The following is a 12,768-nucleotide window of genomic DNA, read 5'->3' as shown; positions in this document are numbered from 1 at the left end:
TGTTTTAATAATGTTGTAAAAAGTGCCGGGAACAAGACTATTCCCGGCTACAGATAGTCTGCTATGTGAAACGAATTTTTCTAAAATACAGGATAACCAGGGTTTTGCTGCAACGCCCTGTTGTTGGTAAGCGACGAACGGTCGATGGGCCAGAGCAATTTGTAGGCATCAGCAGGCGTGATGGTGGTGTACTTGAACACATACGCATCGCCCATGCGGCGCAGATCGTACCAGCGTTTGCCTTCGAAAATAAACTCAAAGAAACGCTCCTGCAAAATGGCTTCTTTTGGATCAGCGTCGACTGCCCCATTAGGAAAACCATGCACCGCAGCATTGTAGTTGGCGCCAAATGCCCGCTGCCGTACCCTGTTGATCTCGGTTTCGGGGCTTTCGCCCAGCGCTACTTTTGCTTCTGCTAAAAGCAACAACAGATCTGCATAACGATAAATAGGAAAATCGTTGGTGTACTGCCTGATCCCTGCCTGTTGCTGGCCCTCATATTTTTTTACAAATGCACCGGCAATTTGGTACTGGCCTCCCACCAGGTTGTAAGCAGGCTGTATCGTTGCCCATTTGCGGGTGTCCTGGTTGCTGAACTTGCGGAACGTTGCCACCGTGATGGGGGCACGCAACAGGCCGCCCCAGTTGTCTTGCGTTACATTGAACTTACGTGCCGCCGCCGAATCGTGGAAGTTGGCAATGAGGCCGGTTTGCGGTGCAAATGAACCGGCAAACGGCAGCCCTGATTCATCGAGCCGGTTGCGGATGGCAAAAATGATCTCCGTATTGCCTTTGTTGTTGGCTTCAAATACGCTGACAAAATTGGGCAGCAGCGTGAGGCCGGGCACGTTGGTTTGGATATCGGTCAGAGCGGTTTTAGCAACTGTTGCATCGCCGGTGCCGCCACCGCGGTAGCTGTTCCACAGGTACACTTCAGCTTTCAGCATCAGCGTGGCCGATTTCGACCAAAAACCTTTCTGGTTGCGGAACGAATAATCGTTGCCAAATGCAGCGGCCGATTTTTCAATATCATCCTTGATCAACGCCATTACTTCGGCTTCGGTTGATGCAGGCTTGGCCAGTGCAGCAATATCGATGGAAGTGGTAGGCTCGGTTTGAATTATAACCTTACCCCAGGTGCGGTACATGTGGAAATAATAGTAAGCCCGCATGCCGTGGGCGATGCCCAAATAATAAGCACGATTGGCATCGGTAACCGAGTTGATGGTGCCCAGTTTTGAGATGAGCAAATTGAGCTGGTTGATGTTGCTGTAAAAGCCGCCAAAGTTACCCACGCCGGCGTTGTCCATATCCAGCGTATTGCCCCAAAGGCGTTCAAAACCCTGTGTAGCCTCGCCGGTAAAGACAGAGCTGGAACCGGGATCGGTGCCAAATATATCGGCACGCATTTCACCCAGTGTTTGAAAGGCAGAAGTATGCGACCGCAAACGCGCATGCACACCAGTTACAAAAGCATCTACCTGGTCGGAGGTTTGCCAGAAGTTGGCATCGGAAATGGAACTCACCGGCGCCAGGTCCAGCCTTTTGCTGCAGGCCGATGCTACCAGCACCAGGCCCAAAGCAGCGATATACAATGATTTATTTTGTTTCATATAGATCGGCAATTTTTAATTAAAAAGAAACCTGTACTCCCAGCACATAGGTTTTTGGTGTGGGATAAGTACCTGCATACACACCAGTGGTTACACCACCCGAAACGGGGGGCTCGGGCGACGGGCCGCTGAACTTGGTGAGGTAAAACAGGTTGTTGGCACTAACGTACACACGAGACTGCGACAGCACGCCGGTTTTGGCCAGCACCGAGCGGGGAAACTCGTAGGAAAGCGTCAACTCACGCAGCGCCAGGTAATCGCCTTTTTCGTAAAACCGCGAGTTGTTGCTGTTGAGCACACCGTTGGCGTTGTTGCTACGGGTATAGTTCTTTTTACCCAGCGGCGCTGCCACCTGGTCGGCGTAGTACACCTTGGGCACATCGGTGCGGGTGTTGGTGGGCGACCAGGCTTCTTTTTGCAAATCAAAATAGTTGAACGTGCCCTGGTAGTTGCCCAGTGTGCGGGCCACCAGGTCGTTGTAAATGGTGTGGCCGGTGGCAAACTCGAAACGGGTATAGAGCGACAGGCCTTTGTATCCCAGGTTGGCCGAAAAACCGCCGGTCCATTTAGGATAAATATTGCCCATGTACACCTGGTCGCGGCTGTCGATGGTATCGTTGCGGTCTACATCCAGCCAGTTTACATCGCCGGGTGCTATTTTGCCCGAACCATAATTCACGCCGGGTCCGCCAATTTGTGCAATAAGGTCGCGGCGGGTGTTGGCTTCTTTTACAATTTCTTCCTGGTTTGCAAAAATGGACACCTGCTGGAACGCATAGATATCGCCCATGGAACGGCCTTCCTGCAAACCGCCTACCCATACCACGCGGCCCTGCCTGGGATCGTACACCTGCAGCCCACCCTGGCGGTTGGCATCGTTGCCGTTAAAAGGCAGTTCCAGGATTTTATTTTTGACAAACGATGCGTTGCCACCCAGGTTCAGGCTAAAGCCATTGGGCTGGTTGAGCACGGCTGCATTTACCGATACCTCGATGCCTTTATTCTGGAACGTACCCAGGTTGGTGCGGAACGATCCAAAGCCGGTGTAGCTGGGCAGGGAAAGGTTGGTGAGCAGGTCGCTGGTTTTGCGGTTGTAATAATCAAAGATCACCGTGATCTTATTGCGCAGGAAAGCAAGGTCGAGGCCTACGTCAACGGTCTTGCTGTTTTCCCAACGCAGGTTGCTGTTGATCATCGACGTGTTGAGGAACGTAGCAGCGCCGTTGTACAGGCCCTGTCCGCCATATCCGCCCTGCACTTCGTAGCGGCCCAGGCCGGCTACGTTTCCGTTTTCGCCGTAGCTAACGCGGGGCTTAAACGTGGAGATGTATTTATCAAGACCGAGGTTTTGGTAAAACGCTTCGTTGTGCAGGTTCCAGCCGGCCGACATGCCGGGGAAAAAGCCCCAGCGGTTGCCCGAAGCAAGGCTGGAAACGCCGTCCCTGCGAAACACGCCGGTAAGCAGAAAGCGGTTGTCGTAATCGTAAGTAAGGCGGCCAAATGAAGACAGGATGCGGTACTCCGATTCATTTGTATAGTTGTTTCCCGCCACAAACGTGGTGGAGGCATTTACCGTTGGAATATCATCAGTAGGCGCATTTGTGCCCAGCACCTGCATGTCAAACGCTTTGGTGCCAAAATATTCCGCACCCAGCATGGCGCCTACGGTGTGCCTGTCGGCAAATGTTTTGGTGTAATTGATCACCGCGTTATACTGCTGCTGAAAGCTGCGCTGCCACAGTGCATACGACTGGCGGCTGGTGCTGGCGTATGATTGCGGGGTAGTGAAAATGTTGGTGTAGTTCTGCGTGGCTTTTTGAAACGACTGGTCCAGCTGCTCAAACAGGTAGGCATTACCGGTAGCCCGAACATAGAGGCCCGGCAGGATGTCCCATTTAACCGCGGCATTGGCCGTGATGCGGTTTACTTCGTTTTTGCGCTGCAGGCGGCTCAGCCAGTACAGCGGGTTGCCATCAGCCGAACCGTTGCCCGGGTTGGGTTGCGTCTTAGCCGAATCGAGCCAGGGGTTAAACGTGGGCCAGATGGCCATGCTGCGGTACAGCGTATTGATTTCGCCGCCAATGGTGCCGTAGTTGGAAGCCGTTGACATGTTGACGCCGGTGCTTACTTCCACGTTGGGCCGCACTTTATACGAGCCGTTGATGTTGCCGGAGTAACGCTTGTATTTGGAGCCGACAATGATGCCGTCTTCGCTGTAATAATCAAATGAGGCAAAATATTTACCCTTGTCGTTGCCGCCGGTCACGTTCACGTAGTGGTCCTGCGTGTAGGTATTGCGAAACACGAGGTCTTCCACTTCGCCACCGTGGTCTTTAAAAATGATGGTGCCGCCATATGGGTCGCCAACCGTATCCCAACCCATGTTGAGCAGGTGGGCATTGGTGCCGTCGAACTTTCGGATATCAAACGAAGCCGAATCGGCACGGCTGGCAGGGATGCCATAACCGCGGGATGAATTTACCTGCGATAAAGTGCGGCCGGAGTTGAAGTTGCCGAGGCGGTTGTAATAAATAAAATCCTTTGCGTCGAAGTAATTATAGATATCGCGGCGTTGGTTGTACCCGCCAACAAACTTGTACGAAATTTCGGCTTTACCGCTGCGGCCCTGCTTGGTGGTGATCAGGATCACACCGTTGTTGGCACGGGCACCATAAATAGCAGTTGATGCGGCATCTTTCAACAACTCGATCGAAGCAATGTCTTCCGACGGGATATCGTTGAACGAACGTATCACGCCATCTACCACCACCAGCGGTGCGCCGGGGTTGTTGATGGAGGCGCCACCACGCAGCAGGATCTGGGGCGCAGCACCGGGCTGGCCCGTACCGTTTACCACTTGCAGGCCCGGAACGGAGCCTTGCAGGGCGCCGCCAATATTGCCGCGTGGCGCACTGGCCAGCACTTCCTTATCGAGCTTGGCAATGGAGGTGGTTACGCTGCGGCGGCTTTGGGTGCCGTAGCCCACTACCACCACTTCGTCCATTTTTCGTTCTTCGCGGGTCAGTAAAATGTTGAGTGAACTTTCATTGGCTAGGGTTACCGACTGCAGGGCAAAACCCACCGAGCTGAACTGGATGCGGGCACCCGGCGCTGCCTGTAGGGTAAAACTGCCGTCGGGGCCTGTTTGTACGCTTTGGCCGCCCTGCACCGAAACGGAAACGCCCTGGAGCGCTTCACCATCGGGGCCGGTAACCTTTCCGGAAATGGTTTTGGTTTGGGCAAATGTTGCAAGCTGCAACAAGAGGGCTGCCAGTAACACCCAAAAGCGTTGAATAGCAAGTGTTTTCTTCATAAAATGGCAAATTCGTTTTTATGTATGACATAATAAACATAAAATGGATTTGTCAAATAGCCAAAGGTTTTCTTAGCTGCTTCAAACTTTTAGTGGCTAAAAAAGATCAACCGCACAGGTTTGCTGTAATCAAAATTGCTTTATCGTTTTAATAATCAATTAATTAGTTTTTACATAAATTTTTTCAATTGATGGGGTTGGAGCAAAACTTTTTTTCTTTGTCACATCTATTTCGTTCGATTGGGGTTAATTTTATTGAGTGCTTTTTTAAGTCATACATATAAACTGCATGAACGAAGCTGTTTTTAAAGAGAGTTTAAGCGAACTGGACACCAGTTCGCTGGTGGATAAGGTGGAAGCCAAACTGGTGGAACTGCTGCAGCAGCGCAAGTTGCATGTGGGCGACGCCATTCCTAAGGAAATTGAACTGGCCTCGTTGCTGGGCGTAAGCCGCACCGTGATCCGCGAAGCCCTGTTGCGCCTGCGGGTGATGGGCCTCATTGAATCGAAAAAGAAAAAAGGCGCGGTCATTACCTCACCCGATGTGTTTGGCATCCTCAGCAAAAGCATGAACCCGCACATCCTGAACCAGGATACGCTGCGGGAAATGTTCGAGATCCGGCTGGTGCTGGAAATAGGCATGGCCGATTTTATTTTTCAGCGCATTACACCGGAAGATGTGGTGAAGCTCAAAGAAATTGTAAGCCAGGAGCCGCCGGCCACCGAGCAGCACCTGTTCAACATTGAACACGAAATTCTTTTTCACGGTAAGCTGTACGAGATCACGGGCAATGCCACGTTGAAAAAATTCCAGGGCATGCTGCTGCCCATCTTTGATTATGTGCACAACAGCGGGCTGCTGAAAAAGCAATTGCAGCCTAAAAGATATGTGTCGCACAAAGGGCTGGTCGATATCATTGAAAACGGCTCACCGGAAATGTTCCGCAATGCCATGCGCAATCATTTGGAAAATCATTTTGCACGGTTGTTTGATTGAGGGATGTTGGTTTTGCACCACGAAGACGCGAAGGAACGAAGGGGCACGAAGGAAGTGAACGAAATGAAAGATTAATTTTTGAAAAAGGTAAGTGTCTGTCTATCGGTGATGCGTAACCGATTTTTATAGAAGGCAATTACTTATAAAATTGGTGTCGCATTTACCTACATAATAAGACTGCAACTATTTATATAATTCCCCTTTACCGCACATCTTTCACACAACGAAAACCGGTGTGTTCCAGGCCAGTGTCGGGACTGCTTTTCATGCGGCGGGCCACCCGGTAACCGCTGCAATAATCGTCGTTGCATAAAAAGCTGCCGCCCCGCAATACCCGCTTGGGTGTGTATGCTTCCTGCGGATCGAAGCTCCTTTCGGGCCCGTTGGGATTGTAGGCTGTGCTGCTTCCAAGCTGCTGGTAATACCCGGCATGATACCAGTCGGCGCACCACTCCCACACATTGCCCGCCATATCGTACAAGCCAAATGCATTGGGCACAAACGACCGCACCGGCGCCATTTTTACATAGCCATCGGTTTGGTTGTTCAGGTATGGAAAATGACCTTCCCAGCTATTGGTTTTTGGTGTGCCCTTATTTACATGCTCGTTGCCCCACGGGTATACAGCGCCTTCGGCACCGCCCCTTGCGGCCCACTCCCACTCGGCCTCGGTGGGCAGCCGCTTACCGGCCCATTTGCAATACGCCACGGCATCAAACCAGCTTACATGCACCACGGGCAGTTGGTCTTTGCCTTCAATGCTGCTGCCCGGCCCTTCGGGCTGGCGCCAGTTGGCACCACTTACCCAGCGCCACCACTGGCTATAATCTTCGTACGGTACCGGGCCTTGTGTGGGTGTAAATACCAGCGAAGCCGCCACCAGCAGGCTATCGTGTGGCCGGGGCGTGTCCGGTGGCAAGGATTGTTTCAGCTCTTCCCAATCGGGCTTTTTCTCGGCGGTGGTAATATAGCCGGTAGCCTCCACAAACTGCCGGAACTGCGCATTGGTTACCTCGGTGGCATCCATCCAAAACGAATCCACCACCACTTTGTGTTTGGGCAATTCATCAGGGGCAGATTGCACGTTATCGCCGCCCATCATAAAAGAGCCGCCGGGCACCAGCACCATACCGTCTTTGGTTACCACGCCGGCACGCTGTATAGAATCACTGCTGCCGAAACGCTGCGGCACCGCTACGCAGGCGTATGAAGCAACAGTATCAACAGCGTCTGTTTTAGTTTTTGACTGCTGCCCGCAAGAAGCCATAGCTGCCATTGCAAACAGCCCAAATAATAACCTCACTTGTTCCGGTACACCTTGGTGCATCAATGCGTTTTATTATACTAAAAAATCAATCAGGGTTTTGCGGCGGGCCCCTTCACTGCCACAGTTTTCGGTGCCGCATTCATGATCCGGCGAGCATCTTCATCTTCATATTCGTCCACCAGTTGGCGCAACTCGCCTTGCAGTTGTTGCGTTAACTTTTCGTATCCCCGCTTGCCCCAAAGGTTGTTCATTTCACCGGGATCTTTTTGCAGGTCATACAGTTCCCAGCCTTCCACTCTTTTGTAAAACCGGATCAATTTATAGCGATCAGTGCGGATGCCAAAATGCGGTGAAACGGAATGCTCACCATTTTCGTAATAATGATAGAACATAGCCTGCCTACCCTTGCCCCTTCCTTTCAACTGCGGTAAAAACGAACGGCCTTGCATATCTGCCGGTGGCTTTATGCCAGCCACATCCAGAACCGTGGGTGCAATATCGAGGTTCATCACAAAATTATCGTTCACCGAGCCGGGTTGTATCACGCCGGGAAAGCGGGCCACCATTGGTGTCCTGAACGATTCTTCATACATAAACCGCTTGTCGAACCAGCCATGTTCGCCCATGTAAAATCCCTGGTCGGAAACATAGATCACCAGCGTGTTTTTTGCCAGGTCTTTTTGATCCAGGTAGTTCAGCATGCGACCAATGTTGCGATCCATCGATGCGGCCGTAGCCAGGTAATCACGCATGTAGCGCTGGTATTTCCATTCGGTAAGTGCATTGCCTTTAGGTTTGCGGGCTTCCAGGTCTTTTTGAATGCCACCGTAATATGCATCGAATTTGGCCCGCTGCGCCCTATTCATCCGGGTGATATTGCCATCTTTTACTTCGCCTTCAAACATCTTCAGGTCGTAATCCATGCGCATCGTTTTACTGATGGTCATATCCTGCACCCGTGCCGCTTCGCGGCCGCCGTAGCGATCGTAAAAATTGGGCGGCAGCGGAAATGATTTTGCATCAAACATCCCCATATCCGTGGTGTCGGGTATCCAGATGCGGTGCGTGGCTTTATGGCCTACTACCAGGCAAAAAGGTTTGGATGCATCCCGCCCGTTGAGCCAGCCTTCGGCCCGATCCTGCACCACGTTCGACACGTAGCCTTCGCGGCGCAATTTGCTGCTGTCCATTTGTATAAAATCGGGGTTGTAATAATGTCCCTGCCCCGGCAGCACTTCCCAGTAATCAAATCCCTGTGGCTTTGTTTCGAGGTGCCATTTACCGATCCATGCCGTTTGATACCCAGCCTTTCCCAGCTCTTTGATGAACGTATTTTGTGCGCCGTTGAAGTGCGAATTTTCGTTGTCTTTAAATCCATTCTTATGGCTGTATTTTCCGGTCAGCATCACAGCGCGGCTGGGGCCGCAAATGGAGTTGGTAACATAGGCTTTGGTAAACAACACGCCTTCCCTTGCAATGCGGTCGATGGCTGGTGTTTGCATCAGTTTGCCACCATATGCCGAAATGGCCTGGTAGGCATGATCGTCGGAAATAATAATGAGTATGTTGGGACGCTGTTGTGCCGCCACCTGCAGGGCAATAACAAAGGCGCAGCAATACAATAAAAACCTTTTCATGTTTTCGTTGGATAGCCTGCACGGCGCAGTATTTTTATTACCGCTATGCAACGTGCAGGCATGTGTAAGGAAAGGTATTTTATTTACGCCGTACAAACCCCATCATTGCCTGAGCAAACGATTGCATTGATTGTGGAGGAAATTAAAGTAGTCGGGCTTAAAAGAAAAGTAAATACGTTTTCCGATGATCGGGGTGAATAGCATTACCTCGGATTCTGTCATGCCGAACTTGTTTCGGCATCTCCTGCGCATTGAATGGTTTTGAAATAAAGACCGGCAATACTGCATTTATCATTAAATGTCTTCAACTCGAAGTAGATGCCGAAACAAGTTCGGCATGACAATTACGACAGATAAGAGTTTACTCCGTCTGCATGGGTTTTAAAGCATTTAATTAAAAAAGCAACGCCGTTGCTGGCGTTGCTTTTTCCCAGTAGGCAACTAAACATCACAAAATCCCATCAAAACGCCTTTTCATCTTTTGAAAACGAATACGGCGCATCTGACTCTTTCGTGCCGCGGGCTTTGTTGGGTGTGCTGCCCATGGCAAAGTTGAGCGTTCCACCTTTCAGCAATTCCGAATGGCCCACCCAGTTTTTGCCATGTGCCTTACCATTCCACTGCAGGCTTTGTATGTACATATTTTTGGCACTGGTTGCTGGTGCAATTAACTCCAACTTTTTACCGTTTTCCAAACTAACTGTTATCTTTTGAAACAGTGGCGTGCCCAGCACGTACTGGTCCACACCGGGACAAACCGGATAAAAGCCCATGGCCGAAAACACGTACCAGGCCGAGGTTTGGCCGTTGTCTTCATCACCGCAATAACCATCCGGCGTGGGTTTGTACAATTGCTCCATTACCCGCCGTATCCAGTACTGTGCTTTCCACGGCTGGCCCGCATAATTGTACAGGTAAATCATGTGCTGGATGGGTTGGTTGCCATGCGCATACTGGCCCATGTTCATGATCTGCATTTCGCGGATCTCATGGATCACCGAACCGTAATAACTTTCGTCATAAACCGGCGGCATGGTAAACACCGAATCCAGCATGCGTACAAACATATCGTTGCCGCCCATTAATTGTTTAAGCGATGCAATATCATGAAACACGCTCCAGCTGTAATGCCAGCTATTGCCTTCGGTAAATGCATCGCCCCACTTGAATGGATTGAACGGCGACTGGAAAGAACCATCTTTGTTTTTTCCGCGCATCAATTTTGTTTCGGGATCAAAAAGATTGCGGAAATTCTGGCTGCGTTTTGCATATAATGCAATTTCCTCTTTGGGCCGGTTCAGTGCCTTTGCCAGTTGGTAAATGGTAAAATCATCATAGGCATATTCCAATGTACGGGCCGCATTCTCATTGATCTTAACATCGTACGGCACATAACCCAACGTATTGTAATATTCTACGCCTTTGCGACCAACAGCAGTGAGCGGTCCTTCGTTGTTGGCGCCATGCACCAAGGCTTCATACAGCTTGTTGATGTCGTAACCACGCAGCCCTTTGATGTATGCATCGGCCACTACCGATGCCGAGTTGTTGCCGATCATTACGTTGCGGAAACCGGGGCTCGACCACTCGGGCAAAAACCCGCCTTCTTTATACGCATTGATCAAACCTTCCTGCATTTCCTTATTGATGGAAGGATACACCAGGTTCAGGAATGGATAAAGTGCACGGAACGTATCCCAAAAACCGGTGCCGGCAAACAGGTAGCCCGCTTCCACTTTTCCATTGTATGGACTGTAATGCACCATCTTACCAGCCGCATCAAACTCATAGTGCTTTTGCGGAAACTGCAGCGTACGGTACAGGCAGGAATAAAATGTTTTTACCTGCTCCTCGGTGCCGCCCGAAACCAGCAGTTTGCCCAATTGTTTGTTCCATTCGGCCTTTGCTTTACCCTTTGTTGTTTCAAAATTGTCCGCAGCCAGTTCGCGTTTCAGGTTCAATTCGGCCTGCTCCAAACTAATGAAAGAAGAAGCAACTTTTAACACCACCTGCTCGCCTCGCCTTGTGGCAAAATGCACGACCGCACCTGCATGGTTGCCTGTTGCCTCGGCAACGCCTTGCTGCAGCACACTGTCCTTCCAGGTGCCTGCATTGGCAAAAGCCTTATCGCTGTAAATAACAAAGTAATTTTTAAACGCAGGCCCTACGCCACCACTGTTGCGGGTGGTATATCCAACAATCTTTTTTTCGGCAGGCAATACTTTTACATAAGAGCCTTTATCAAATGCATCGATCACAATAAACGAACTATCACGCTGCGGAAAAGTAAAGCGGAACTGCGCCGCTCTTTCCGTTGGTGTAAGCTCGGTGGTCACATCATGATCGGCGAGGTACACGCTGTAGTAATAAGGCTTTACCACTTCGGCTTTGTGCGAAAACCAACTGGCACGATCAGCCTGCTTAAACTTCAACGACCCGGTTACGGGCATGATGGAAAACTGTCCATAGTCGTTCATCCACGGCGAGGGCTGGTGCGTTTGTTTAAAACCCCTGATCTTATCGGCGCTATACTGGTATTGCCAGCCATCGCCCATAGCGCCGGTTTGCGGCGTCCAGAAGTTCATGCCCCAGGGCACGGCAATGGCGGGGTAGGTGTTACCGTTAGACAGACTGTATTTCGAATCCGTGCCCATCAGGGGGTTCACCCATTCCACGGGGTCGCTTACTTTTTGTACCAACTGCCCGCTTGCTGCAACACAAAGAGCCAGTGATGAAATGAGTACTACTGCTTGTTTAAAATTGATTGCCATGATAAAATAAGATCGGTGCTGATTGATGAATTGCTATTTCTTTTTTGCACGAACTTTTTTGTTGTCGTACATGGCCCGGAATGTAGCCCAGGGTGTGTTGCCGGCATCGACTGCATCGCCATTGCTTGCAGGATTTGTTTTGCCATAAAAACCATCGAGAAAAGCGCCGGCAGAAGACCAAACTGTTTCCACCACACCCAGATAACGGTCCTTTTGATCTTTTGGCGCATCGCGCCGGAACTGGTGCATGTCTGCCACTTGTTGCACCGCCACCTCTGGTTTGCGCCACGGGCAGGTAACAACTTTAAAACCTTTCATAGCAAAATACACAGCGGTTTTATCGGGCCGCTCATAATGCCAGTCACAGATCACTACATCCTTCGGGATCATATCAATGGCCCGGTGCGTGTTGTTGAAACTTCCTTCCCACATACCGATGCCTGTTGTTTTACCATCAATAAGTCGGTCGCCCCAAATCCAGAGCTCCCGGCCTTTTGCCGAAAGGTGGTCACGAATTTTGCGCACCTCGCCGGCAAACAATTCTGCTTTGTCGCGGCCGCCGCAGCGTGGGCACTTTTCTTCGCCTATATAAAACACTTCGTCCATGCCCGCATGAAAAGCATCTGATTCAAATGCCGCACATATTTCATCCACCAGTGCAAACACTACTTGGTGCACATCGGGATGCAGCGGGCAATAACTTTTGCAATACAAACCGTCCGCATTAGGCCATTCGTATTTCTCGGGCATTTTTACCCATGGCGTTTCGTCAAACTGCGGGTACACCTGTAGCAGTTTGCCGGTTGTAGAAGCCCACGACTGGTGCCCCAATAAATTGATCTGCGGAATAACACGAATGCCATTACGCCTGCAGGCAGCTACCAGCTTTTTCACATCGCCATTGGATAGTGCGCCATTGCCCACTAATTCGGGATGAGAGGTGAACTGGTAACCAAAATCGACCCGCAGAATCAGCGTGTTGATCTTGCGGGGCCCCAGTTCTTTATCTATAAAAAGAACAAACGAATCGAGGTTGCGGGCCGATGGTGCAGCAATGGCCACTCCCCGAACGGGCAGGCTATCGGCAATAGACTGACTCCTTGCATTCGCCTGCAATATCAATACAAGAATGAAGATTAAAAATGGGTGCAGTGGTTTCATATCGCTTCC

Annotated in this window: 7 protein-coding genes; 1 reads left to right on the top strand and 6 read right to left on the bottom strand. The window is 50.7% G+C overall.

Features of this window, described 5'->3' with window-relative positions:
• Positions 1–80: 80 nt before the first annotated feature.
• Both nanU and DRJ53_RS15750 read right to left on the bottom strand, forming a co-directional pair.
• On the bottom strand, positions 81–1,613 hold the full coding sequence (gene nanU / locus DRJ53_RS15755) for a SusD family outer membrane lipoprotein NanU (RefSeq protein WP_114236617.1): 1,533 nt from the start codon (positions 1,611–1,613) through the stop codon (positions 81–83).
• A gap of 19 nt (positions 1,614–1,632) precedes the next feature.
• Positions 1,633–4,926 carry a SusC/RagA family TonB-linked outer membrane protein gene (locus DRJ53_RS15750; RefSeq protein ID WP_114236616.1) on the bottom strand — a complete coding sequence of 1,098 codons (3,294 nt, stop codon included), beginning with the start codon at positions 4,924–4,926 and terminating at the stop codon, positions 1,633–1,635.
• A 289-nt stretch (positions 4,927–5,215) separates the two neighbouring features.
• Here DRJ53_RS15750 and DRJ53_RS15745 point away from each other — a divergent pair, with 289 nt between their 5' ends.
• Positions 5,216–5,923 carry a FadR/GntR family transcriptional regulator gene (locus DRJ53_RS15745; protein WP_114236615.1) on the top strand — a complete coding sequence of 236 codons (708 nt, stop codon included), beginning with the start codon at positions 5,216–5,218 and terminating at the stop codon, positions 5,921–5,923.
• A 202-nt stretch (positions 5,924–6,125) separates the two neighbouring features.
• On the opposite strand, the gene DRJ53_RS15740 is transcribed toward DRJ53_RS15745, so the two are convergent.
• From DRJ53_RS15740 to DRJ53_RS15725, 4 genes are all read right to left on the bottom strand, one after another.
• On the bottom strand, positions 6,126–7,199 hold the full coding sequence (locus DRJ53_RS15740) for a formylglycine-generating enzyme family protein (protein WP_114236678.1): 1,074 nt from the start codon (positions 7,197–7,199) through the stop codon (positions 6,126–6,128).
• Between the two features lie 80 nt (positions 7,200–7,279).
• Positions 7,280–8,827, bottom strand: a complete 1,548-nt coding sequence (locus DRJ53_RS15735; protein ID WP_114236677.1) for a sulfatase family protein — start codon at positions 8,825–8,827, stop codon at positions 7,280–7,282.
• Positions 8,828–9,288: 461 nt separating this feature from the next.
• Positions 9,289–11,598, bottom strand: a complete 2,310-nt coding sequence (locus DRJ53_RS15730) for a GH92 family glycosyl hydrolase (protein ID WP_114236614.1) — start codon at positions 11,596–11,598, stop codon at positions 9,289–9,291.
• A gap of 33 nt (positions 11,599–11,631) precedes the next feature.
• Complete coding sequence (locus DRJ53_RS15725; RefSeq protein WP_114236676.1) at positions 11,632–12,759, bottom strand: family 20 glycosylhydrolase; 1,128 nt, start codon at positions 12,757–12,759, stop codon at positions 11,632–11,634.
• Positions 12,760–12,768: the final 9 nt, after the last annotated feature.

This window comes from Paracnuella aquatica, assembly GCF_003332885.2.
GTDB classification, from domain to species: domain Bacteria; phylum Bacteroidota; class Bacteroidia; order Chitinophagales; family Chitinophagaceae; genus Flavisolibacter; species Flavisolibacter aquaticus.
Note: the sequence above shows the minus strand (reverse complement) of the source record. Positions and strands in the feature narration are given on the sequence as shown.

Excerpts from the sequence above, each read along its gene's own strand:
- DRJ53_RS15730 (WP_114236614.1), bottom strand. The coding sequence starts at position 11,598 with ATGGCAATCAATTTTAAACAAGCAGTAGTACTCATTTCATCACTGGCT.
- DRJ53_RS15745 (WP_114236615.1), top strand. The coding sequence starts at position 5,216 with ATGAACGAAGCTGTTTTTAAAGAGAGTTTAAGCGAACTGGACACCAGT.
- DRJ53_RS15725 (WP_114236676.1), bottom strand. The coding sequence starts at position 12,759 with ATGAAACCACTGCACCCATTTTTAATCTTCATTCTTGTATTGATATTG.
- DRJ53_RS15735 (WP_114236677.1), bottom strand. The coding sequence starts at position 8,827 with ATGAAAAGGTTTTTATTGTATTGCTGCGCCTTTGTTATTGCCCTGCAG.
- nanU (WP_114236617.1), bottom strand. The coding sequence starts at position 1,613 with ATGAAACAAAATAAATCATTGTATATCGCTGCTTTGGGCCTGGTGCTG.
- DRJ53_RS15740 (WP_114236678.1), bottom strand. The coding sequence starts at position 7,199 with ATGGCAGCTATGGCTTCTTGCGGGCAGCAGTCAAAAACTAAAACAGAC.
- DRJ53_RS15750 (WP_114236616.1), bottom strand. The coding sequence starts at position 4,926 with ATGAAGAAAACACTTGCTATTCAACGCTTTTGGGTGTTACTGGCAGCC.